This window comes from Egbenema bharatensis FJBBOT/2019 (assembly GCF_048077055.1).
Taxonomy (GTDB): Bacteria; Cyanobacteriota; Cyanobacteriia; order Elainellales; family Elainellaceae; genus Egbenema; species Egbenema bharatensis.
Genome location: NZ_CP182236.1, coordinates 1,403,298 through 1,427,304, shown reverse-complemented (window position 1 = coordinate 1,427,304; position 24,007 = coordinate 1,403,298). Strand labels below are relative to the sequence as shown.

The following is a 24,007-nucleotide window of genomic DNA, read 5'->3' as shown; positions in this document are numbered from 1 at the left end:
GCTGAATCAACGCCTGTAATTTATGCGGCTCCTTCCTGGGAGTACAAATACTCCTGAAATCCAATGAACGCTCCTCGAATTTCGGAAACGCTACCTAAATCGGCAAGGGCATCTCTCAGGTCGTGATATTTCAGTTCCAACAATTGAGGGAGTTTGTCCTGATCAAGTTCTCCAACACCGGCTTTAATGTACTGCTCAAGCACAAAGTCGAGAAACTCTTGCTGTTTGCCGCTGTAACGGGAGAAGATCAGCGATTTGCGGGCGATGACTCGATCGCGTCGGCTGATGGGTTCAGATGCGTAGGCAATGTATGCCAGCACGTCATATAGATCGCTTTTCTCAGCGTCAATTAGGCGGCTAATTTCGGTCAGTTGTTCGTTGCCATAGCCCTTTTCAGATAGTCCTTCCAGGAGGGCTTTGCGGGTGCCTGGGTGGCTCCAGAGTTCCCGGAGTTCGCTTTCGTTTTTGAACAGCTCTGGAATTTCTCCAAATAACCGTTCCACAAATTCAGTAGCCGTCATGGGCTTACCGTCGGGACTCCAAAAGCTGGTAGACATTCGGTGTTGAAGAGTGCGTTCTTTGCCGTCAGCCAGCTTAATTTTGATGGTCTGAGGGCGGCGGGATGTTCCTTCGCGGCTTTGATGGCTGGTGTCTGGGGATACTGTATATTCGCCTTGGGGTTCGCGTACCCGATCGGATGTGACTCGCACTGGCTCTTGTGGTTCACCATCCCATTCTGGATCGTTGAAGTGTTCGTAGGCTTCGACAAAATCATAGATGGTGAAGTAGTCTTTGCCATCGAAGAGGCGGGTGCCGCGACCGATAATTTGTTTGAACTCGATCATTGAGTTAATCGGGCGCATCAGCACAATATTGCGAACGTTGCGGGCATCGACTCCCGTGGAGAGCTTTTGGGAGGTGGTGAGGATGGTAGGGATATTTTTCTCGTTGTCTTGAAAGGTGCTGAGGTGCTGTTCGCCTAATTTGCCATCGTCGGCAGTGACCCGAACGCAGTAGTTTGGCTCAGTGCTGATTTTCATTTGATTGATCAGATCGCGCACTGCCAGGGCATGATCCTGAGTGGCGCAAAACACCAGAGTTTTCTGGTTCTGATCGATCGCTTCCATGAACAGTTGAACTCGGTAGCGTTCCCGTTCGGCAATCTCAATGATGCGGTTAAAGTCAGCTTCAGTGTAAGTTCTGTCCTCGTCTATCGCTCCTTCAATCAGTTCATCATCAGCACTGTAGATGTATTCGTCCAGGGTGGTATCAATCTGCCGAACTTTGAAGGGGGTCAGAAACCCGTCGTTGATGCCGTCTTTGAGGGCATAGGTGTAGACTGGATCACCAAAATAGGCGTAGGTGTCGGCGTTGTTTTCTCGTCTGGGAGTGGCGGTAAGCCCTAGCTGTACGGCAGGTGAGAAGTATTCCAGGATGCCGCGCCAGGTGCTTTCGTCGTTGGAGCCGCCCCGGTGGCATTCATCAATGATGATCAAGTCGAAGAAGTCGGGAGGATAGTCGCCAAAGTTGGGGGTGGGGTTGCCAGCCTCGTCTCGTCCAGCCATGAAGGTTTGAAAAATGGTGAAGAAGACGCTGCCATTTTTAGGAACTCTGCCTCGTTTTTTAATGGTTTCAGGATCAATTCGCACCAGGGCATCATCGGGGAAGGCAGAGAAGGCGTTGTAGGCTTGGTTGGCAAGAATATTGCGATCGGCGAGGAACAGGATGCGGGGGCGGCGAGTGGGTTGGCGACTGAGGTTCCAGCGGCTTTGAAACAGTTTCCAGGTAATCTGAAAAGCAACGAGGGTTTTGCCGGTGCCGGTTGCCATTGTGATTAGAATTCGATCGCGCCCTTCTGCGATTGCTTCCAATACATGCTTGATGGCGTTGTGTTGATAGTAGCGGGCTTCCCAGGTGCCACTGCGGGTTTCAAAGGGAATATCGGCGAAGCGGTCGCGCCATTCATTGTCTGTGCTGAAGGTAGCTTTCCATAGCTCATCTGGACTGGGATAGTGGCTGATGTAGCCTTCTGTTCCAGTCCGCATATCGATCTGGTAGATGCCGTCGCCATTGGTGGAGTAGGCAAACCGGGTTTCGAGTTTTTCGGCATACTTTTTGGCCTGGCCCACGCCTTCTGTGTCGCGTGCGCTGCGCTTTTTGGCTTCAATGACAGCCAATTTTTCGCCGCGATACACCAGCACATAATCTGCAATGTCGGGTTGAGCGCGCCTACCGTTACCGACCAAGCGACCGGGGGCGATCACTTCTCGCCGAATTCTGCTACCTTCGACAACGCCCCAACCGGCTTCTCGGAGGGCAGGATCGATCAGTTCGGCGCGGGTGTCGGCTTCGTTCACGTTGGTTTGTGGATGGCTAAATGTTCGGCTAAGGAGGTTTGAATGATGGACTGGGGCGTTATTCCCAAGCGATCGGCTTCTTGCTCAATCCATTCCAGCATCCACACGGGGAGGTCGATGCTGATGGTTTTTTGCTCGGAGTGGTAACGCTTGGCTTGGGATAGGTCAAGGGCTGAGGTAATATCTTCACCCGCGTCAAATTTTCGGTCAAATTCTTCAGCTTTCATACAGGGCAACCTCTTCTATGCGCGATCGACGGACGGAAATAATCCGAATGTTTTGACCCCGGTAGGTGATGACTCCTGACCAATGCTTGTTTTCTATTTTACCCACGACTAAAAACCTTGCCTCATCTTTTGTTCTAGCGGGAATTTCGAGCAGATTAGGGTCGTTCCACAGTTGCTGTGCTTCTACAAAATCAATCCCATGTTTGAGGAGGTTAGTCTGGCTCTTGTTGTTGTCGTATTCAAAAACGGGCATTGTTTAGGACTGCAAATTGATTTCAGCAACGGTTATCAGCTCATTCCCATTGTTGGAGTTCCTCTTCGGGCAGGGGTTCAAAGAAGGCATCGCCAAGCTGTCCTACGAGGAGTCCGGGGGTACGCGACTGGGCTGTCTCTTTTGTTCATGATGGCTCATTCTGGGAGGGTAGGAGACGACGGCGGGCTGAGACGATCGCCTCATGCAGTTTGTTTTGCAGCACTTCTTTGGGGGGTAGCACAGTCAGGTATTCGGTGACATGAATGCCGCTTTTATCGAGTTCCAGGAGTTCGATCTGTTCTTGCTTTTTGCCTGCACATAAAATTATTCCCAGCGGGGGGAGTTCATCGCGCTCTTGTTCATATTTAGCAAGCCAGCGGAGATACAGTTCCATCTGGCTTTTGTGTTCGGGACGGAAAGCACCCAGTTTTAGCTCAATAGCGACCAGGCGTTTTAGTTTGCGGTTGTAGAAGAGAAGATTGATGTAAAAATCGTCGTTGTCGATTTGTAGCCGCTTTTGACGAGCAACAAAGGTGAAACCTGCCCCCAGTTCCAGCAAGAATTGCTCGATTTCTCGCAGGAAGTCGCGTTTGAGGGGGTCGTCGATGCTGATGAGCAGCCGGAGATGCGACCAGCTCAATTTTGAACACACTGTGTGCAGAATCTCCCGATCGGGGAAAACGCTTGCCAGCATGACGCAGTAGTGGAGTTGTCGTTCGCCCCAGCCTTTGCCGTATGCCTGGGTAAGGCGGCGAGAGAGGGTGCCAATGACCTGTTTGCCGTATTCGGCTCGCTGACCTTGCAGCACTTCGGTTTGGATGCGGTGGCCGACCTGCCAGTACAACAGGGTGATCTCGGCATTGATGGCAGCAGCGGCTCGCTGTTTGGCGGCATCAATGAGCTGTCCAATCTCTTGAAACAGCAGATCTCCCGGTTGAGCCAGGTCATTGCTCATGCGGCAACAACCTCTTTGGCGGCTTTTGTTATCTGGTTGGTGGTGTCTGCGGTGAGTTCACCTGTGAAGGCTTTTTGCAGAATGGATTGTTTGAGTTCGTTGAGAGCGGCAAGTTTTTGTTGGTAAATGGCTTCGAGGCGTTTGGTCTCTGACTTTAGTTCATCAAGAGAATCAATAATGCTGTACTGTTCCCTAAGAGAAGGCTTACTAAACTTAAAACTTTGAATTTGTTTCCCACTGATATGGGGGACACTAAGCCCTGTCTGACTACCTAATACGTGTTGTGTAAACGCACGCCCACTAATCAAGTACAAAAGAAAGCGGTTCTCAAGATTGTCACCTCCACGAAGACATGCAGTTCGTTGAACTAGCAAACATGGGAGGTCATCTTTAGAAATTTGTGCACGTCTCAAACCCGTTTTTATCCAGGGACGATCCATTGCAAGAACTACATCACCTTCTTGTAATTGATAGCGGAGATATTCATTGACCTTAGATTCTGGCCATCTCTTGACACCATCCCAACGCAGTGAACCTGGGATGATATTGTCACCTCTCAGCAGTCGAATGCTTTTATCTGAATCGGTGTAACCGCTACTTTTAAATGCAAATCCGGTCAACAAATTAATTTCTTTACCCAACGTTGTTTCTTTCCATTGCCTGCCTTTTCCAGACAAAACGGCATTTAGATAGCTTTCAAATAGTTCGCGGGTGTTGGTGAGGTTCTTTTCGGTGTTGGCGATCGCGCGATCGATCCCCTCCAACGCCTCATCCAGAATCGTTACGATTTGCTTTTGTTCAGGAAGTGGTGGAATCGGAAGTATTGCTCTTTTTACGAGATCCTTACTTATGTTTTTGACGACTGACCCTGCGGCTAGGGAAATAAACTGAGTCTGAACTAGCTCAGAAGATAGAAGGTAATGGAAGAAATTTGTATCAATATTGTCTGACAACCGCAGAATAAACCAGCCGTCGTGTACATATCCACTAGTTGCCATTACGTAAGGCTTACCAAAAGACATAGAATTCGAGAGGATGAAGTCTCCTGGCTCAACTCGTCTTGATTTCTCTGCTCCCTCTCTTGTTATTTTTTGCTTTGTTGAATATATGTACTTATCGACATTTTTAGTATCACCAATTTTTACCCAATTAACACCATCAGAGCTATCAGTTAAATATTTTTCAATCGGGCGTGGTGAACTTCCCCTTTCAACAATGCACACTTCGCCAAGAGTTTTACTTGTCCATCTATCTTTCATAGCATTCTCCCAATTCCAGCTAAGATCTCTGCACTCTTTACATCCAGTGCTGCAATCAGAGTCAGTACATTTCTACACTTGCTCATAAGCGGCAATAAAATCATCTCGTGAAATACCAGATTGAGTGCAGATACTTCTGAGCGTAGAACCCTTGATGCGATTATGGTTTGGCAGTGTTAAAGGAGTTTTGCTGCCATCAGGGTTTTGTCGAACCATAGAAATATGCTCCTTTTCTCTGACAATCACAAAACCAAACCCCTCAAGCACTTTAATGACCTTTGCTTTGGGTGCATCGACGGGAAACTTTGCCATTACACGCTTGCCTCTGCCACAAAGGCTTCGAGGATCGAAGATTCAGACTCCAGAACCGACTCTCCAAACGTTTCAATGTGAAATAAGATTGCCGATCGCACATCATTTAAGGCTGCTTCATAGGTATCCCCTTCCCCTACGACAATCCCCTGAATTCCTAATGGATAGGCAACATAGCCCTCAGGATGCTTTTCGACAATGATTTTGATGTTTTTCATGGTTGTTTCTCCCAAATTGCTTTGAAAACCCAGGGCGAGCTAATACAGTCTATCAACCGCGCAACATCCCTCCAATCCCAGCCAAAATCTCTGCACTCTCTGAGTCCAAAGCCGTGATCTCGTCCATAATTTCCTGCGGCTCTCGAAGTGCCGATTCTTCTGCCTTATTGGGGTTCTTTACCGACAGATCAAAGGAGTGCTGCTCCACATCGACAATATCCACCAGCCAGGATTTTTCAGCCTCGGCAAACGTCGCCTGTAGCTCTACAAACTCGCGCAAATCCTCATCATTCAGGGCATTGGTTTTGCCCATATTTCGCCCTGGGTCGAGTTGGTAGTACCAGATTTTTTGAGTGGGTGTGCCTTTCTCAAAGAAAAGCACTACAGTTTTAACTCCAGCTCCGATGAACGTACCACCAGGACAATCCAAAATCGTGTGGAGATTACAACTGCTCAGAAGTTCCTGACGTAAAGCACGGGAGGCATTATCTGAGTTCGACAGGAACGTATTTTTGATCACCACTGCCGCTCTGCCGCCCACCTTCAGCATTTTGATGAAGTGCTGCAAAAACAGAAACGCCGTTTCCCCGGTTTTGATGGGAAAGTTTTGCTGAATCTCCTTTCGTTCCTTACCGCCAAAGGGTGGATTCGCCAGGATCACATCGAAGCGGTTTTTATCCTGGATGTCGCTGAGGTTTTCCGTCAGCGTGTTGGTGTGGATAATATTCGGCGCATCAATCCCATGCAAAATCATATTCATGATGGCAATCACATAAGCCAGGCTTTTCTTCTCCTTGCCCACAAACGTATTCGTCTGAAGTTGCTCAAGCTGCTTCGTCGTCAGCTTCCCCTGGCGCAAATAGTCATAGCTCTCGCACAAGAACCCGGCAGACCCGCAGGCTCCATCGTAAATGCGTTCCCCAATCTGCGGCTTCACCACCCGAATCATGGCGCGAATCAACGGACGCGGCGTGTAATACTCACCCCCATTTCGCCCCGCATTGCCCATATTCCGAATCTTGGCTTCATACAGGTGCGATAGCTCGTGCTTCTCCTGCTGCGATCGAAACCGCAACTCATCAATATATTCCAGCGCATCCCGCAGGCTATAGCCACTCTGGAACCGATTCTTAATCTCGCTAAAAATCTCCCCGATCTTGTACTCGATCGTGTTTGGGCTGCTGGCTCGCTGCTTGAACCCCTGGAGGTAGGGAAACAGCTTTTGGTTCACATAATCAATCAAATCATCCCCAATCAAAGCATGGTCATGATCCAGACTGCCATCTGCCTTCTTCGGCGCAGCCCAAGACGACCAGCGATACTCCTCATCCAAAATGAACGTATACGGCTTGCCCAATAGCTCCGCTGCCAAAGCCTTCTCATGCTCCAGATCATCCAAATACTTCAGAAACAGTAGCCACGAAGTTTGCTCCGTATAGTCCAACTCCGTCGTGCAGCCTGCCTCCTTCCAGAGAACATCATCAATATTTTTGAAGGTTTGCTCGAACATTTAGATCTGTGAATAAAAGTTCAGTCAGGAGGGTCAAAGTCGGCTAAATTATAGCGTCACCCCCATAGTTTGAAAGCTCCCACTATTTTGGCATCCACCGCTCTGGGATGAAAAGTCTAAGGGGCGAAACCAGGAAACCCGCAATGCCAACTCTAAGACCAGCACCGGGGATGGGGTGATCATCAACTGTCTAGCCGGTTCCTATGTCAGGTTCAAAGCCCTCAAAACCGCGATCGCTCGGCAACTGCCAACGCCGGTGAGTTTTTCCAGTTCGCCAACTCTACGACCTATCACCACCAAGACAGCACTGATAAGGAGTTTGGGCAGCGGGAGCATGGAACTGGTGGGGAGATTGGATCCTCGGCAGAGGCGATTCTCATCACTTCGGTATCATGGTGCTGACCCGATCGCTTACAAATCTGGTGAAAGCTAAGTCGTAGTCTGGGAGAAATGGTAAGGTGGAAAACTGCTTCACCAAATTCTTATTGGTTATCCATAATCAGTAGTTGTAAACAGTGATTGAAGTACACGCAATGCCGTTATTTGACTTCGTGCCAAACAAGGTTAATAGTGTTCCAGCTAACGAGATTATCGCTCTTGCCAAAGAGGTGCTGGCAAATAATGCTGATGAGATTACCAATCTTGAGTCAACCTCTATATTTTCAGACCCCCACAATTACTCCTTGCACCCTGCAATGACAATGCACTTTTTGCAGAAGGGAGATGAGTATCAAGCGGAAGAAATTTTAACTGTGTTTGCCGATGGGAGAATTGAGCACCTAACAGCAACGATCCCTTCTAGGATGCGAATTAGAGAAATGAGTAGTGCTTCTGTATTCCAGTCTGAGCATGGAGGTTATTGGGCTGCTCTGATGCTTTTTCACAAAGGAGTAACCTACTTTACTCAGGTAGAAATTCCTGATGAATTCTGTAAGAGCTTTTGCCCCACTATATTGCCACCCTTAACGACTGACTGACGCAAAACTGCCCCTATTTCTCCTCCAGTTTCCAGACTCCATCCTTCCATGTCTCATCCGTAGGGGGATGATCCAACCAATGCTGGCAACGCTTGAGGTAAAGCTTTGCAGATTTCTCCTCCTGATCAATCTCTTCCAGAATGGTGCCAAAAGCCATCATCGCTTTGCTGAATTTCCGTTCCAGATAAAATTCCCGTCCCTGATCATAGAGTTCGATCACCCGCTTCTTTTCATTCGGTAGTGGGTCAGAGCGAAAACCCAATAATTCATAAATTCGGACTGGCTTATTTTTCCCCTTCACCTGAATCAAATCCAGCTCCCTAGCCCAAATTCGATCGCGGCAGGGTTCATAGGTGCTTTCACTAATCACGATGTCTGTGCCGTATTGCTTCGTGGCCCCTTCCAGCCGAGAGCCAAGGTTCACCCCATCCCCGATCGCCGTAAACTCCATCCGGCGGTTTGAGCCAATATTGCCGCTAATCACATAATCCGAGTTGATACCAATGCCAATTTTAATTTTCTGTGTTTCTATCCGCCGGGAATTAAAATCGACTAGACGATGGCGCATTTCGATCGCAGTCTGCACTGCCATCCAGGCATGGGTGTCCATGTTCAACGGCGCACCATACACCGCCATAATCGCATCGCCAATGTATTTGTCCAGCGTGCCTTTATACTGGAACACCGCATCCACCATCGTCTCAAAGTATTCATTCAGCATCGTGACGACTTCCTCCGCCTCCATGCTTTCCGTCAGCGTCGTATAACTACGGATGTCGGAGAACAGCACCGATACTTCCTTGCGTTCGCCACCCAAATTCGCGCCACTGCTAATCAGCTGTTCCGCCAGTTCCTGAGTCATGTAGCGATACATCGTACTCTTCAGCCGCTTTTCATCACTGATATCATCCATCACCACCAGCACCCCCGACACCTGAGTACTGTCATTGGCATCGGCGATCGTGTTAATCGACAGGTTGACGCTGTGCTGTTCCTCTCCCTTGACGGTTTGCAGCGTTTGATCCGGATAGTATTGCTGGCGGCTCTTATCATCCGGCGCATCCAGGGCAACGTTAAACCATTTAGCAAAATCGCCCTTTTCGATGTGGATGAGTTCAGAAACTTTCTGTCCCTCCAGGGGATCGAAGGGTTCCAGTCCCAGGATTTCCCTGGCACTCTCGTTGGCAGCAATGATTCTGCCCTCTTTATCCGTTGAAATTACGCCATTGGAGAGCGATCGCAAAATGTCCCGCTGCATTTGTTCCTGCTGCTTCACCGTGGCGAACAGTTTGGCGTTTTGTAGGGCTACCCCGGCTTGAATATTGAACGCCTTCATGAACTCCTGATCATTGCGGTTGAAGCTGGCTCTCCAACAGTCCGGCGCTTCCGGGTAGTTTTCAGGATTGTAGGGGGGATATTCTCCCTGCTTTTGCTTATTGACCAGTTGAGTCACGCCAATCAGTTCCCCGTCGGCATTAAACACTGGCATACACAACATACTGCACGTCCGGTATCCCGTTTTGCGATCGGTTTCCTTGGCCGTATCAGAGTTGGGATGCTCGTACAGATCAAAGGGAATCAGCAGGGGTTCGCCCGACATGGCCACCTGCCCAGCAAAACCCGCATCCATAGGAATCCGAATTTCTTCCAGATGATCGTTAATTGGAATTTTCGTCCAGAGCTGATGCTGCTGCCGATCTAACAACCACAACGTACTGCGATCGGCCTGGAGTAGCTCTTTGGCCTCATCCATGACCTTCTTCAGGGTTTCCTCCAGATCCAGGCTGCTCTGGCTCAGGGCCTTGGTGGCCTTCATCAGGGCCGAGGCGGCCCGTTGCTGCTGGGAAGCCTTGTAGAACGATCGAGAGGACTCCAGAATCAGCCGAATCGACGGCGCAAAGTCGCGGAACACTTGCTCATCAGTTGCAGTGAACCCAGCTAAATCAATCTTTTCATCCAGGGGATCCTGGCGATCGTGAGTCCCCTTCAGCTTGTTGATTAACTGCACCACTGCCACTAAATCTCCCTGCTCATCCAACAGGGGCATCGCCAGCATCGTGTAGGTGCGGTAATGATTTTTCTTATCAATCACCTGGGCCGTTTTGGAGCGGGGATCGTTGTAAAAATCGTAGGGAATATTAACAACCGATTTCGTCGTGGCAACCTCTCCAGCAATGCCCAGGGTTTTGGGTACACGCAGTTCCAAATTATGACCGCTCTCATCCTTGGCAACGATCGACCACAGCTCGTCCTTCTCTTCATCCAGCAAAAAAATCGTTGTTCGATCGGCATTGAGCAGCTCACCAATTTTCAGGGTGATCGATCGCAGCATTTCATTCAGGATGGCATCAAACCCTTTAGAACTGAGGACATTATCCAACATCGACAGGGTTTGGTTCATCACGATCAGCTTCTGCTCCACATCGCTGACGACCTGCTTAAAGGTTTCCTGAGTCAGCGGAGCCAGGAAGGTCGAAAACGATCCCCCGCCCGTTGCTAACGCCCCACCTGAATTGGAACCTGTCTGACGGTTCTGATTAGGGGACGAAACAGCCGCTTCGTCCGACGATTGTACTTGCGATGTAGATGCTGTAGGGTGTGTCACGTTATCTAAATGCACAGTTACATCAATCACCTGTCCCATGGCCGCAGCAACCCCCAACGCCAGTTTTTGAGTGGCTACTTCAGTCACAGATGCCCGATCGCTCGGTGCTAGATTACCAGTAGAGTCCTGGGGAAAGGGAGACGGAAAGGGAGCGGCTTTCATAGTTGCTTCAGCTCAAAGAGCTTCCAGGATAGGAGTAGACACATTTAGGAATGTGCTCTTAGAGCAATAACCAGAAGCCAGCATCGCTAACCGTTCAGTCAATTCAGGCAGGTTAATTAACCGACCTGACCATAACTATATCTGGTTATTCCAAACTACATGAGCAACAGTCCATACAAAATGCAGCACAAAGAGCGGCACTGAACGGAAAACACAAGTACAAACCCAAACCCATAGTGCCCAAAACCAAAAGAAGAGTAGCAGCTTTATTCTTTCTCTGACCGCTCGCTGCTAGGATCAAGGAGGAATGGTGAATCTTAGCGTTTGGTCATGTCCTTAAATAACTTACGTGACCTCTACCAACAGGTCATTCTAGAACGATACAAGAAACCCCGAAATCGGGGACGTACAACTCCCATCGATCGCCAGCAGAAAGGGCACAATCCCTCCTGTGGGGACACGATCGAGCTAACACTGAAGCTGAACGCCGAGGGCGATTCCATTGAAGATGTCAGGTTTGAGGGTGAAGGCTGTGCCATTGCGATGGCCTCGGTGGATCTGATGGCAGACGCGCTCAAGGGTAAGAGCGTCACCGAAGCCCTGGAAATGGTGCAAACGTTTCAGTCCATGATGCGGGGAGAAGCAGAATTTCCCCAGGAGCTACGCAAACTCAACGTGATGCAGGGTGTGGCCCAATTTCCCGTTAGAATTAAATGCGCCAATCTGTCCTGGCATACCCTGAAGGCGGCCCTGGAACGCCAAGGAGCCGAACCCGCCGGATTTGTCAGCAACGAGTGAAAAGGAACCTATGCTAACGACTGATGCTTTTCTAACCTATGCCCAGTGGGCAGGGATCACCACGATCGCCTTTGGACTGATTGCTGTCCTGGGGTTTCTCTTCAAGTGGGGAATACGTTTTCGTTTAGTGGGCGCAACCGGATTTTTGCTCGTCCTCACGGCAGGATTGTTTGCCCTGGGGATTGTTCCGTTTACCCGAACCGTCATTCCCGGAGCCGTACGGTTTACAACGGTGTTTGATTCGGGCGCAACCCAGGCAGTGATTGTGGTTCCTCCTGCCATTACTGAATCTGAGCTAACCGCCACCCTGAAGCAAGCGGCCAGCGATCTGTACTCCTACGGCCGTTTGGGGGGGCAAAGTAATGAAATGCTGACAATTCGCGCCAGAACAATTATTCATCCAGAACCCGGTCTATCTCAACCGCTCTACCTGGGCCAGGTCAAGCGATCGCTGGTGAATCGAGAGGATGAGCAGATGGACATTGAGATTTTTCAGAATAATTTAGCCAAATTACCCAAATCTGCCGAATCCTAGCTTCCTGGGACGGCTCATGTCGAAAAGACGATTTGGGGTGGAACAAATTAGGATCGATCCAGATGAGTGTAGTAAAGTAATCTTTACCCTGCCTTAATCCCTTTAGGTGGGGATTTATGTTTTCGCCATGACAGACATTTCTCTTTCCGTTCCACCTTCAACTGCCCCTTCGCCTGCTTTCCTGACCCTGAGCATCGCTCCAGCTCAGGTGGTTCGGGGGGCTGGTATTCTGTCTCAAATGGGAGAAGCGATCGCGCGGCTGGGTCAGCGTCCTCTTGTAGTGGGGGGCGATCGAACCCTGTCCGTTGTGCAACCGTTTCTGGAACCTGCGTTAGCCCAACAGTCCCTTCAGGTGGCTCAAGCTTCCTACGGCGAAGACTGTAGTGAAACCAGCCTTAATCAGTTGCGTCAAGCGGTTTCTCACCATCAAGCCGATCTATTGATTGGTGTGGGAGGAGGCAAAGCACTAGATGCAGCGAAACTGGTAGCTCACCAGGGTCACTTACCCATCGTGACTATCCCCACTTCGGCTGCCACCTGTGCTGCATGGACAGCCCTTTCTAATGTCTATTCTGAACAGGGTTCATTTTTATATGATGTGGGATTGGCGAAGTGCCCCGATTTGTTGATCCTGGACTACGACCTGATTCAGACAGCTCCCCGACGCACCCTGGTATCAGGAATTGGGGATGCCCTGGCCAAGTGGTATGAAGCCTCTATCAGCAGTGGGCATTCTGAGCAAAGCCTGATCGTTGCGGCCGTTCAGCAAGCCAGAGTCCTGCGAGATTTACTGTTCCAGAAGTCTACGGCTGCCCTCCAGTCTCCCGGTAGCCAGGTTTGGCGAGATGTAGTAGATGCCTCTGTGTTAATGGCGGGAGTGATTGGTGGATTGGGCGGCGCGCAATGCCGTACCGTGGCGGCCCATGCGGTTCACAATGGACTCACCCACCTGCTCCAGAGCCACCACACCCTGCACGGCGAAAAGGTGGCCTACGGGATCTTGGTGCAGTTACGGCTAGAGGAAATGATTCAGGGTAATCTATTGGCTACTACCGCCCGGCAACAACTGCTCAAGTTCTATGAGGAGATTGGTCTGCCCCAGAGTTTGGCGGACTTGGGTTTGCTGGATGTCACCCTGGCCGATTTGCAACGATCGGCCGAAGTGGCCTGCCGTCCCGGTTCCGATCTCCACCATCTGCCCTTTGAAGTCACCCCCACCCAACTCATGGCCGCAATGGTTTCCACTACAGCCCCCACCACAGATATCCGTTCCCAGGAATCCAGTTTCAGATCCCAGCCTCAACCCGCTCCTTTGGATTAAACCCTACTCCCTGTATGGGCGATCGGTTCCTCGGAGTTGTTCAACGAACGTGCCTTGCCTCTACCCTACTCCCTATTCCCACTCCCTACTCCCTACTCCCTAACCAAACTATGACTCTCGACTGGATTACACCTGCCGATCGCCTGAATACCCTGCCGCCCTACGTATTTGCTCGCCTGGATGAGTTAAAGGCCAGAGCCAGAGAGCAAGGCTTAGATCTGATTGACCTGGGAATGGGCAATCCGGATGGGGCCACGCCTCAACCCGTAGTGGAAGCTGCGATCGCTGCGTTACAGAATCCAGCCAACCACGGGTATCCTCCGTTTGAGGGAACGGCTAACTTTCGGGGGGCAATTACCGACTGGTACTTTCGGCGGTATGGGGTGAAGCTGGATCCGGATGGTGAGGCGCTGCCCCTGCTGGGATCAAAGGAGGGGTTAACCCATCTGGCGATCGCCTATATTAACCCTGGGGATTTGGTTTTGGTGCCCAGCCCGGCCTATCCAGCGCATTTTCGTGGGCCATTGATTGCAGGCGGACAGATTCATCCTCTGATCCTCAAGCCAGAAAATGACTGGTTGATTGATCTGGCAGCCATTCCCGATTCCGTTGCCCAACAGGCGAAGGTGCTCTACTTCAACTATCCCAACAACCCAACGGCCGCCACTGCTCCCCGTGAATTTTTCGAGGACATTGTGGCCTTTGCTCGGAAGCACGAAATCTTGCTGGTTCACGACCTGTGCTATGCAGAATTAGCCTTCGATCACTATCAGCCCACCAGCCTGCTAGAGATTCCTGGGGCGAAGGAAATCGGCGTAGAGTTCCACACCCTATCCAAAACCTACAATATGGCCGGATGGCGGGTTGGCTTTGTCGTCGGTAATCGCCATATCATCCAGGGGTTACGTACCCTCAAAACCAATCTGGACTACGGCATTTTTACGGCTCTCCAGGCTGCCGCTGAAACGGCCCTGCAACTGCCCGATGTTTACCTCCACGAAGTTCAGGCCCGCTACCGCAGCCGCCGCGACTTTCTGATTCAAGGACTGGCCGAACTGGGATGGACGGTTCCCAAGACTAAAGCCACCATGTATCTCTGGGTTCCCTGCCCACCCAATACTAGCTCAACGGATTTCGCGCTTTCTGTCCTCCAGCAAACGGGGGTTGTTGTGACTCCGGGTAATGCGTTCGGAACGGGAGGAGAAGGGTATGTGCGGATCAGCTTGATTGCGGAGTGCGATCGCCTGCAACAGGCACTCGATCGGTTCCGGCAGGCAGGAATTCGCTATCAGACGGAATTGGTTTCGCAGTAGGAGGAGTGGGGAGTAGGGAGTAGGGAGTGGAAAGAGAATCCGTAGCCCGGGCATCTTGTCTGCCAGGAAACGGGAAAGAGAATCCGTAGCGCAGGCATCGCGCCTGAAAATTTTGCAATCAGGGAAGGGAGCAGGAAATGAAGCGATATCCCCTTCCTGAAGTTTGGGAAGAATTTACTCCTAAAAATTGACTCCTAAAAACGTCAAATGAGGCTAACCCAGTGTCAGCCCCATTGTAGATGTTGATTGAAACGATTGAAACGATCGAATCTACTAAACTTAAGGTTACGAGTGGACGTGAGCAAAATAGTTACTAGTTGGTGAACAAAAATCGTAGCTTCAATTGCCTACAGCTCAGAATGCCCCGTCTCTTAGGAGACTATAGAGCTACAGTGGTGCGTGCCTTGCATGCCTCAGGAGGTAACTTTTGCATTTGGCTAGACGCAATCTCACGTTCATTAAGGGTGCATTTCGCTGTAGCGAGGAGTGCTACGCCTAGACTAAGAGCGGGAGACACAGGGCTTTAATCTAGCTGGTTTTGGGTTGTTGATGTATTGATTTCTGTGCCATGAATTTAAGATAACACCCTCCCCCAACCGGTTAAAGCCCTATTAACAAAACTTGCTCATCATTAACTGAAGTTTATCTTTGAGTAAAAAACCGCAATCATCACAGTCAGGGAATTTTCCGTACCAAAGGTTGCCGCAACCAGGTGCGATCGCTGTCTCTGTGTCGCTGATAGGTTTGCCGCATTAGAACTGTGGTGGCTGGATTATTGCTGTAGTAGAACAGTCCAGGTGGCTGGGCCAACGACTCCATCTGGTTCCAGATCATAATTCCGTTGCGCCAACTGAACCGCCGCCAGGGTTTCTGATCCAAAAATGCCGTCAATGATGCCGTTAAAAAAGCCCAATGCCGTCAGCCGATCCTGTAAGCGAGCCACTGCTGGCCCCTGCATCCCAACCCGCAAAATGGGTAAATCAATGTCCACGAGAGCAGCTTGTTCGTCCGCCCTTTGTTCTGGTTGAGCTGGGCTATCTGGGGTGGCGGGAGGAGACGGTTCGGTAGGTGCCGGAGCAACAGGAGTGGGGCTCGCGGCAGGAAGTGGAGTAGGGCTCGCAGGCGGAACCGGACTGGGACTGGGGGTAGAACTCGTAGGGACGGATCCAGGTGCGATCGTGGGTGAAGGAAAGGTCGTTGGTTCAGAAGCCGTTGCCGTTGTATCCGCAGGAGGAGAGGGTGGCAAAAGACGACCCCAGGTATCCGGGCCAGCAATGCCATCGGCTTGTAGTCCTACTGCTTGCTGAAAGGCAGAAACCGCCGCCGCCGTACTTGCCCGATAAACTCCATCCACAGCCCCCGAATAATATCCCAGCAGTTTCAGCATGGCTTGTAGTTCTGAAACTGAATCCCCTTCACTGCCTAAGGTGAGGGTAGGACGAATCCGGTTTGAAGGAGAGGTTGCGGGGGCGGGTTCCGTAACCGGATCGCTGGCTGGATCGCTGACCTCAGGGGATTGACTACTGGCAGGAATCTGTCCCAGGCTAAACACCAACAGCGCGATCGGCAACAATGCGATCGGTAAATGGCTAATGCGGGTAATTTTGAACAATCTCAAGAACAATCTCAATAAGATAGGAGTAAACAAGGAACTGGGAGGACGAGAACTAGAAGTCTGAGAATTGAGGGTAGGGATTGGGAGTCGAATACGCATAGCTCTGGCAACGGGTCGGCGGACTGTTCAAATTCCAAGCAATATTCCAATGAACCCAAAATGTGGTTCAATCTTTTGGCAGATTAAAGGCTAATCGTAACGAACTGCAAGGGAAACCCGTTCAGACCCCAACTTTATACCCCAACTTTTCACCTTGGGAACATCGTTCATAATTTGTATCGCTTCGAGTGATGCTGGCTTCGGTATGACCGACGCGGATTTTGTTTCTGAGTTCCACTTGCCTTGATCATTTTGTTTGACCCTTAGAGTTTGACCCTTAGAGAATGCAATATTCACTGCGCGATCGGTTTCGAGGAGCCTTCCTGGGGGCAGCCATTGGGGAAATGATTGGTACTGACCACTCAATCCGCCCGAACGCCGCTCTCTCCTCTGCCCAGTCCTCTATTCCCGGTCGAAGGGAAAAACTGTGGGAATTTCCTCCTTCAGATCGGATCGATCCGATCGCAAAGAAGGACTGGGGATCTCAGAACGGCTGGGGCAAGCTCCTGATTCAACAAACAGAAGACCTGGTGCAACCGCTTTCTGAAGCAAAAGATGGTGATCCATGTAATTCCAGTCATTTGGAGGATAGGGCAGAAAGCGTTCCGTTGGATGCGAAGGGGCAGCCGATTACGGTTTCAGTTCAGGGCAGCCTGGCGATTACAACCATCCCGATCGCCCTCTTTCACCACGACCATCTTCGCCATCTCCCCCACCGGATTGAACAGACCATCACTGAACCATCCATGACCCGCAGGCAGCACTCAGCAAACCTGGCAACGGGAGCGATCGTGATTGGATACACCCTCGCCCTGGCGCTTCAAGAAAAGCTCCACCCCCATGACCTGATCCCCCGTTTGTTAACCGATCTGGATTTGCACGATCGAGATTTCCTCCTAACCCAGCAATTGCAGCAAGTTCAGAGTTGTTTGGAACAGGGTTATGGTTTAGCAATGATAAAAAGCCTGATGCCAGTTTCCCAAAATCCAGCGATCGATCCCGCCCCCATTGCGATGGCCCTATACGGGTTTCTTAGCACACCGAACTTCTTCCAGCTCTCCCTGCGACGATCGATCCGTCTAACTTCCCATCCTCAGATCGTTTGCTGTCTGGTGGGAGCTTTATCGGGTGTTTACAACAGCGTGGCTGGATTACCGATCGGCTGGCGAACGAGGTTGAATGGAGTAGGAACACAACCTATAGTGGGGAATCTGCCGTCTGAATCAAAGCTGATTGAACAAGCCGATCGACTCTTCGCCGCATGGTCAGGGGTTTATCAGCCGTCTCAAAGCCCTGAGATGGTGACGGCCTTACCGGATCTGATTCGTCCTCGACCTGATTTACCCGCCTATCTTCAGTAAGCAGCAGCTCACCCCCTCATTCCCGGAATCAATCCTGAACTCAACCGCTTTAAAGCTCGATTTGCAACATCACTGTACCGTAATTGCCCAGAGAGAATTTGCACCATCCGTTCCGTCGCTGAAGGCCGCTTGATGCCGAGCCTGTAGCCAACATTTGGAACTCGATAAAACACCTGGGCGAGCCGCTGGGCCCACACCATGTCATCGCCCCACTCTTGATTGATGATTTCCGTGTAGTGTTCCAGGGCATTGGCATCCCCCGACAAAGCCCGATCGATCGCCTCTGCCGCTTTCACCCCGCTAAATATAGAGGGACGAATCCCCTCTGCCGTAAAGGGATCAACGACACAGGCCGCTTCACCGGCCAGCACTGCATTCTGAGTGTGCAACGTCTGGGTTCCATCCCATAGTCCGATCGGATGGCCATACTGCTTACACGAGCTAAGGGAGACATCAAAGGTTTTGGCGTACTCCGTTAAGATTTGCTTGAAGTCCTGGGGTTCGCCGCCTCGGAAGGTGCCAATGCCAATGGAATAGCCGTCTGCCTTGGGAAAGTTCCAGATATAGCCGTTCTTGACCATACCAAAATCAAAGTGAATCACCTGGGAACCATTCTCCACCGGAGCTTCCGCTTCCAATGCCCCAGCCAGCCGCCGTTTGCGCTGTTTGAACCCCAGCCAGTTTGCCGTTGGCCCCTTCGTCCCATCCGCAGCGATTAAATAACGACCTGAAAAACTGCCGTTTACTGTATTGACCTGCCAGCGATCGCTCTGGAACTCAATCCCCTTAACCTCCAGGCTGTCCTTGAGTTCAGCCCCCTGTTTCTGGGCCTGCTGAACTAAAAAGTGATCGAACACATCCCGCCGCACCATCCAGATCGGTTCCATGTTGTCCAGGCTTGAATCCACCGGATCGCCCATTTTCCAGGTATAGCGAATGGCATTGACCTTGAGGGAAACGGCAGGACTAAAATCAAAATCAAACCATTCTGCCACCTGGGGAGACACTCCACCTCCACAGGGTTTGTAACGTGGGAGTGCTTCTTTTTCAATCACTAGAACTGATCGCCCTCGTTTCGCCAGATGATAAGCTGCGCTACCACCAGCGGGGCCAGCTCCTACAATAATGCAGTCGTACATAAAGGTGGATCACTCCTCCGTTAGCCAATTTCCAAGGGAATTTGTCACCAACCCAGAAGCGGTCGGTATTTGCTGATCGTATCTTCACCGTTATCCATCGTATCCAAACCAGAAGCGGAATTCCCCAGTTGTACTGAATGCAAAGTTTATGTAAAGCCAGTAGGATATCGATGAAGAACGGATAAAGCATTGATACAACAGGATCGAGTCAACAACCCGTTGCACTGAGCCTCCGTGATTTTAATGCTGAATCAGCCTGGGTGTGGGAACTGCCCCAAACAGTAAGTGTGGTTTTAAGAGGAGATAGGGATGATCTGGCAACTCTGTATTCAATACGCCAACGGCAGCGAACGAGTCCTGCGCTCTTTCAAAAATCGGGAAACTGCTATTCGCTGGGTAGATGCCCTCTATAACGTCAATGGCTATCCACTTCACTATGCCTACGTGGTTCGGGGTCATCAGGTTGCTTAGGATCATGCCTCCAATCAAGTTTCACTGACCTGATAGAGAAAGCCCAGCGTTGCCCAGGCATTGACATCTAAGGCATAGGTATCGGTAGGAAGGTCAATTTTAGGCAAAATATCTGCACTGGCGGCATGGAGATCTTGCAAAATCGTCTGGGCAAGGTCTAAGGGATTGTGAACCACTCCAATCTGGCGGCTCTCCTTAGAAGAAGACTTGAGGGCAGCATAGGACTGAGTCAGGGGCGATCGACTGAATACCAGATGGGTTTCAACTAATCCGGGTGGATCTTGAATTACCCATTCGGAAATTGCCTGGGGCACAATGACCGTTTCCCCTGGAGGAATCAGATTATTCTCTAAGGCTGGAAAGAAGGCGATCGGGTTGCCTCTAGTATCCAACCCCAGCAAGATGAAGTAAACTGGCTGCTCACCATTGTTCTGTAAACGATAGCGGATCCGACTGCCCGTAGGAATTGTAATTGCGCCATCCCCGGTGAACAAATCAGCCGTATACACCCGCGCCTTCGCCTCTCGCCTCTTTGCAGGCTGTCCTCGTACCGTTTCCTGCTGCATCACAATCCGCTCCTGAGGATCGGTTATTTCCAGCGTGGCATGGATCGGTAGACGCGAGGATCCCCGGTTGGCTGTGAGTCGCAGCAGTTTGAGAGCCAGCAAGGTGCGAAGTTGAGGCGTGATCCGGTTGATAGCGGTTTTAACGGCTTCCTCTTCCTGAACTAGCGTGTTAGGAATTGCATCTCGTCCTAAAGAGAATAAACCATAGCCCCGCTTAAGCGAGACGGGGGTAGGAGTCAGAGAGGCGGTCAGGGTAGGAGAAACGGGGGAATTGGGGAGGGTTTTACCAAACAAAAAGTCAGCGGGTTCCCCAGCAATCACAGAAGATACTCTGGGAACCGCAGAAAAGGCGCTCGTCGCATCGACCCGCTCAATCCGCTCCAGGCTGGCATCTAAAGCAACCGTCAGCCCAATATTCCGTGGCAATAGCCGAACGGCTTCCTGCACCAACTGACCTGGGTGAAGATCAATCGATCGATCGCCACAGCAAGGGCGCGCCCTAAAGGTGAGACCATCACGGGAACGAATTTGCAGCAGCGGTGTGGATAGGGTTGCAGTCGTCGCAGGCTCAGGGGGAGATGCTTCTGGCGTTGGGGGTTCAGTAGGACTGAACGCGGGGCTAGAACTGGCAGGCGGCGTGTCGGGCAACTGGATCTCTGCTGCAGGGGGACGATCTGAAGCGGGATGAACGATCGACAGGACTGAGGTGCCATAATTTTCCAGCACAGGGGTGGGCAATCCTGCCAGCCATAACTGCACTTTGCCATCTTCATCCACTGCCCGCACAACCCCATCTGCATCCGGTGTGGCAGGGGACAGATAATAGGCAGAAACTCGCTGATTCTGAACCTTCTGTCCGCTCAAGGCAGGCAACTGTTCCACCCCAGCAAACTGCCGCACCGTTCCAGTCGCTAGCGTCAAATTGGTTCGTACGGTGGTGGCTGGAGTGCTCCACCAAAGTTGCTGCGTCAGGGCGTAGGTAAACAGCCCCGCCGAAAATCCATTCCACTGTCCTTCGGTCGCTACCTGCTGCTGCCGAGTCGCTGACAACAACGTGCCTGGTAATTGACCCGATCGCCACTGTGCCTGAATTTGCGCCTTCGACACTTTCAATTCAGCCATGAGCCGCTCTTGAAGAGCCAGTTCGGTTTCGTGTAATCTACCGCTCGGTGCATTGGGTCGAGAGCGAATTCGTAGATTGCCTTGAAAGGTGCGTCCCAGGTTAGTGTAGCTCGCGTCCAGAACCGTTGTTACATTTTCAGTATTGAGCGATCGCAATAGTAACCCCAGGGTTTCGTGGGGGATGTCATTGATAGCAGCATTGTCTTCAGTGGATAACGTCCCATCCACCGGAACCAGTGTGTTTCCTGTTTCATCTTCACCTGCTCCCGTCCACTGAACCCGACTGCCCAACCCGCTAAAGTGAAAGACAACCACATCGCCGGGACTGGCTTGCTCAATCAGGTGAAACCGAAAGGCATCCTCGATCGCATCTCGCGTTGCTTTCTGATCCGTCAGAGCCACTATATCAGTGGGATTAAACCCAAAGCGATACACTAATAGTTCTCGCTGCAATTCCACGTCGGTCAGGCAACCGTTCAGGGCTGTCCCCCGAACTGGTACACAATCACACGCCTGCTCTGGATACTGATTAATTCCCACCAGCAATGCCAGTTTTCGACGGGTGGGTTGGGCCAAAGCCTGCTGATAACGGTCTGTCAACGCTAATAACCCAGCTTCACTTAATCCCAGTGCAGCCAGTACTACTCCCGATCGCTGTAAGAAAGTTCGTCGTCTGAGTCCCATGCCTCTATTTCACCACTAAATGGGACAGAAGCCCTGTGCTATGAACCACTATACGATTTGTCTACTCCTGGTTGATCGACTCGATGAGGAAATCTCGCGTTCCAGTTTGACTCAATTTGGCTAATTTTTGATTTGCTTAATTTTCGTGGCTTTCGCTTTGCCGTCAAACTGGCTTGACGAATTCACCTGGAGTATCGCCTGCCCCCCACTCCCCAAACTCTTCCACAAATCGATCGGCTAGAATGGCTTCTCGAATTCGACGGGTAAACTGAACCAGTTCAGTGATGTTATGGATGGAAATCAAGGTATGAGCCAATGCTTCCTGGGATCGCAACAGGTGGCTCAGGTAGGCACGGGTAAAGTTTTGGCAGGTGTAGCAGGAACAATCTGGATCCAGGGGAGTAAAGTCTTCCCGGAAGCGCGCATTTTTCAGGTTCCAGCGTTCTCCTTTCACCAGGGCGTTGCCATGACGTGCCAGACGAGTTGGGATGACACAATCAAATAAATCAACTCCCGCTGCGATCGCCTGCACCATTTCTCGATGCGTTCCAACTCCCATCAGGTAACGAGGCTTGGTCGGTGGCAGGATTGGCGTAGTGGCGTGGACGATCGCCGCAATCAAGTCGGGCGGTTCTCCGACACTCACCCCACCGATCGCATAACCCGGCAAATCCAGACCCACCAGCAGTTCGGCAGCTTCCCGTCGCAAATCAGGGTATACTCCCCCCTGCACAATCCCAAACAGGGCCTGATCCGATCGTTGATGGGCTTCAATACAGCGTTTGAGCCAGCGATAGGTGCGCTGCGTCGATTCCATGATGAAGTCTCGATCGGCGGGATAGGGTGGACACTCATCAAAGGCCATAATCACATCAGCCCCTAGCGCGTTTTGGATCTGAATGGATTTCTCCGGCGTGAGATGAATCATCTGCCCATCCCGAGGCGATCGAAACGTCACCCCTTCCTCAGAGATGGCCCGAATTTCGCTCAGGCTGAATACCTGAAACCCGCCTGAATCCGTCAAAATTGGGCCATTCCAGTTCATAAACCGATGCAGTCCCCCAGCCCTGGAGACAATCTCTTCCCCCGGTTGCAGATGCAAATGATAAGTATTAGCCAAGATCATTTGGGCCCCAGTGTCTTTCAACTGAGCAGGGGTCACCGTCTTGACATTTGCCAGGGTTCCCACTGGCATAAACCGAGGGGTTTCAATAATGCCGTGGGGAGTCAAAAACTCGCCAGCACGGGCATGGGTATGGCTGCACTGAGCCTGGCAGCGAAAGGAGAAACTCTGATTCAGCATTAAATGAAGTATGACTATATTCAGCCGTCTTGGCGCGATCGCTATTCTGCCAATCGCTACTTTTTACCGATCGCTATTTTAACGATCGCAGTCTTTGCGGGGGGTATCCCACAGATAGTTGTCCAGATCAATGCCGCCTGTATCCAGTCCGGAAGCTGACACAAAAAAGCTCCCCAAACTGTTCCTAGCAGCCAGAGAGCTTCAAGCACTCATCGAAATTGTGAAATCGGCTCGATGCGCCAACCTGCTCCTTCCACGCTCACAATTACTTGCACCGTAGAAAAAATGCTTACGATTTACAAGCTGAAGCGCACACCTTACCGACTCACCCTATAGAATTGCAGCAAACGCCAGCCTTTGAAGTTTAATTTTGTAAATTCCCATGACTGAATCATCAGACACTATCTTCGGCAAAATTATTCGCCGCGAAATTCCCGCTGACATTATTTATGAGGATGATTTGTGCCTGGCCTTTAAGGATGTCAATCCCCAGGCTCCAGTCCATGTACTCGTCGTTCCCAAACAGCCGGTCGCCAAACTAGCGGATGCTGAATCTCAGGATCATGCTTTGATGGGCCATTTGTTACTAACTGTAAAGAGAGTGGCTGACCAATTGGGGCTAACCAATGGTTACAGGGTGGTGATCAACACTGGAAACGATGGGGGGCAAACCGTCTACCATCTACACCTGCACATCCTGGGAGGTCGTCAGATGGGCTGGCCACCCGGCTAAGTCGTAAAGATTATTAAGGAAATCTGTAGAGTTTGAAATCTTTCTCAGGTTTACTTTACAGACCGTAACATTTCCCTTATTATTCTTTACATGGGTGATTACCTCACCCGAA

Annotated in this window: 22 protein-coding genes; 9 read left to right on the top strand and 13 right to left on the bottom strand. The window is 50.9% G+C overall.

Going from position 1 to position 24,007, the window contains the following annotated elements:
* Nucleotides 1-20: 20 nt before the first annotated feature.
* The 8 genes from hsdR to ACM1PF_RS06705 all read right to left on the bottom strand — a co-directional run bounded on the left by hsdR (nt 21) and on the right by ACM1PF_RS06705 (nt 7,091).
* Complete coding sequence (gene hsdR, locus ACM1PF_RS06740) at nt 21-2,357, bottom strand: EcoAI/FtnUII family type I restriction enzme subunit R (RefSeq protein ID WP_416673422.1); 2,337 nt, start codon at nt 2,355-2,357, stop codon at nt 21-23.
* Entirely contained in the window at nt 2,354-2,584 is a 231-nt protein-coding gene (brnA, locus tag ACM1PF_RS06735; protein WP_416673420.1) for a type II toxin-antitoxin system BrnA family antitoxin, read from the bottom strand. The genes hsdR and brnA overlap by 4 nt, the downstream gene beginning before the upstream one ends.
* A complete protein-coding gene (locus tag ACM1PF_RS06730; RefSeq protein WP_416673418.1) occupies nt 2,574-2,837 on the bottom strand; it encodes a BrnT family toxin in 264 nt (87 codons plus the stop codon). The genes brnA and ACM1PF_RS06730 overlap by 11 nt, the downstream gene beginning before the upstream one ends.
* Nucleotides 2,838-2,982: 145 nt before the next feature.
* Nucleotides 2,983-3,792 (bottom strand): PDDEXK nuclease domain-containing protein, encoded by an 810-nt coding sequence (locus ACM1PF_RS06725; protein WP_416673415.1) that lies wholly within the window; start codon nt 3,790-3,792, stop codon nt 2,983-2,985.
* The gene (locus ACM1PF_RS06720) at nt 3,789-5,051 is read right to left on the bottom strand and encodes a restriction endonuclease subunit S (protein WP_416673413.1); all 1,263 of its coding nucleotides are present in this window, start codon (nt 5,049-5,051) and stop codon (nt 3,789-3,791) included. The genes ACM1PF_RS06725 and ACM1PF_RS06720 overlap by 4 nt, the downstream gene beginning before the upstream one ends.
* Nucleotides 5,052-5,123: 72 nt before the next feature.
* Nucleotides 5,124-5,363 carry a type II toxin-antitoxin system HicA family toxin gene (locus tag ACM1PF_RS06715; RefSeq protein WP_416673410.1) on the bottom strand — a complete coding sequence of 80 codons (240 nt, stop codon included), beginning with the start codon at nt 5,361-5,363 and terminating at the stop codon, nt 5,124-5,126.
* Nucleotides 5,363-5,581 carry a type II toxin-antitoxin system HicB family antitoxin gene (locus ACM1PF_RS06710; RefSeq protein ID WP_416673407.1) on the bottom strand — a complete coding sequence of 73 codons (219 nt, stop codon included), beginning with the start codon at nt 5,579-5,581 and terminating at the stop codon, nt 5,363-5,365. Before ACM1PF_RS06710 ends, ACM1PF_RS06715 begins: the two co-directional genes overlap by 1 nt.
* A gap of 52 nt (nt 5,582-5,633) precedes the next feature.
* Nucleotides 5,634-7,091: a class I SAM-dependent DNA methyltransferase gene (locus ACM1PF_RS06705; protein ID WP_416673405.1), complete on the bottom strand. Its 1,458-nt coding sequence runs from the start codon at nt 7,089-7,091 to the stop codon at nt 5,634-5,636.
* Between the two features lie 533 nt (nt 7,092-7,624).
* Between ACM1PF_RS06705 and ACM1PF_RS06700 the strand changes: the two genes are divergently transcribed.
* Nucleotides 7,625-8,068, top strand: a complete 444-nt coding sequence (locus ACM1PF_RS06700; protein ID WP_416673403.1) for a hypothetical protein — start codon at nt 7,625-7,627, stop codon at nt 8,066-8,068.
* 13 nt (nt 8,069-8,081) lie between these two features.
* Here the strand turns inward: ACM1PF_RS06700 and ACM1PF_RS06695 are convergent, their stop codons facing one another.
* Nucleotides 8,082-10,712, bottom strand: coding sequence for a GAF domain-containing protein (locus tag ACM1PF_RS06695; RefSeq protein WP_416676586.1), 2,631 nt, complete (start codon nt 10,710-10,712; stop codon nt 8,082-8,084).
* A gap of 453 nt (nt 10,713-11,165) precedes the next feature.
* On the opposite strand from ACM1PF_RS06695, the gene sufU reads away from it, so the two are divergent.
* The 4 genes from sufU (at nt 11,166) to ACM1PF_RS06675 (ending at nt 14,802) form a co-directional block, all read left to right on the top strand.
* Nucleotides 11,166-11,633: a Fe-S cluster assembly sulfur transfer protein SufU gene (gene sufU / locus ACM1PF_RS06690; protein ID WP_416673401.1), complete on the top strand. Its 468-nt coding sequence runs from the start codon at nt 11,166-11,168 to the stop codon at nt 11,631-11,633.
* Nucleotides 11,634-11,643: 10 nt separating this feature from the next.
* Nucleotides 11,644-12,168: a Ycf51 family protein gene (locus ACM1PF_RS06685; protein WP_416673398.1), complete on the top strand. Its 525-nt coding sequence runs from the start codon at nt 11,644-11,646 to the stop codon at nt 12,166-12,168.
* 127 nt (nt 12,169-12,295) lie between these two features.
* Nucleotides 12,296-13,489, top strand: a complete 1,194-nt coding sequence (locus tag ACM1PF_RS06680; protein WP_416673396.1) for an iron-containing alcohol dehydrogenase family protein — start codon at nt 12,296-12,298, stop codon at nt 13,487-13,489.
* A gap of 110 nt (nt 13,490-13,599) precedes the next feature.
* A complete protein-coding gene (locus tag ACM1PF_RS06675) occupies nt 13,600-14,802 on the top strand; it encodes an aspartate aminotransferase (RefSeq protein WP_416673394.1) in 1,203 nt (400 codons plus the stop codon).
* Nucleotides 14,803-15,574: 772 nt separating this feature from the next.
* Here ACM1PF_RS06675 and ACM1PF_RS06670 read toward each other — a convergent pair.
* Complete coding sequence (locus ACM1PF_RS06670) at nt 15,575-16,420, bottom strand: peptidoglycan-binding protein (RefSeq protein WP_416673391.1); 846 nt, start codon at nt 16,418-16,420, stop codon at nt 15,575-15,577.
* Nucleotides 16,421-16,800: 380 nt separating this feature from the next.
* Between ACM1PF_RS06670 and ACM1PF_RS06665 the strand changes: the two genes are divergently transcribed.
* The gene (locus ACM1PF_RS06665; protein WP_416673389.1) at nt 16,801-17,877 is read left to right on the top strand and encodes a hypothetical protein; all 1,077 of its coding nucleotides are present in this window, start codon (nt 16,801-16,803) and stop codon (nt 17,875-17,877) included.
* Nucleotides 17,878-17,885: 8 nt separating this feature from the next.
* Here the strand turns inward: ACM1PF_RS06665 and ACM1PF_RS06660 are convergent, their stop codons facing one another.
* A complete protein-coding gene (locus tag ACM1PF_RS06660; RefSeq protein WP_416673386.1) occupies nt 17,886-19,016 on the bottom strand; it encodes a geranylgeranyl reductase family protein in 1,131 nt (376 codons plus the stop codon).
* Nucleotides 19,017-19,325: 309 nt separating this feature from the next.
* Here ACM1PF_RS06660 and ACM1PF_RS06655 point away from each other — a divergent pair, with 309 nt between their 5' ends.
* Nucleotides 19,326-19,487 (top strand): family 2 glycosyl transferase, encoded by a 162-nt coding sequence (locus ACM1PF_RS06655; RefSeq protein WP_416673383.1) that lies wholly within the window; start codon nt 19,326-19,328, stop codon nt 19,485-19,487.
* A gap of 14 nt (nt 19,488-19,501) precedes the next feature.
* Here the strand turns inward: ACM1PF_RS06655 and ACM1PF_RS06650 are convergent, their stop codons facing one another.
* On the bottom strand, nt 19,502-21,859 hold the full coding sequence (locus ACM1PF_RS06650; protein WP_416673380.1) for a caspase family protein: 2,358 nt from the start codon (nt 21,857-21,859) through the stop codon (nt 19,502-19,504).
* A 163-nt stretch (nt 21,860-22,022) separates the two neighbouring features.
* The gene (gene tgt / locus ACM1PF_RS06645; protein ID WP_416673377.1) at nt 22,023-23,162 is read right to left on the bottom strand and encodes a tRNA guanosine(34) transglycosylase Tgt; all 1,140 of its coding nucleotides are present in this window, start codon (nt 23,160-23,162) and stop codon (nt 22,023-22,025) included.
* A gap of 3 nt (nt 23,163-23,165) precedes the next feature.
* On the opposite strand from tgt, the gene ACM1PF_RS06640 reads away from it, so the two are divergent.
* Nucleotides 23,166-23,321 carry a hypothetical protein gene (locus ACM1PF_RS06640; protein WP_416673374.1) on the top strand — a complete coding sequence of 52 codons (156 nt, stop codon included), beginning with the start codon at nt 23,166-23,168 and terminating at the stop codon, nt 23,319-23,321.
* A gap of 223 nt (nt 23,322-23,544) precedes the next feature.
* Nucleotides 23,545-23,895, top strand: coding sequence for a histidine triad nucleotide-binding protein (locus tag ACM1PF_RS06635; protein ID WP_416673371.1), 351 nt, complete (start codon nt 23,545-23,547; stop codon nt 23,893-23,895).
* Nucleotides 23,896-24,007: the final 112 nt, after the last annotated feature.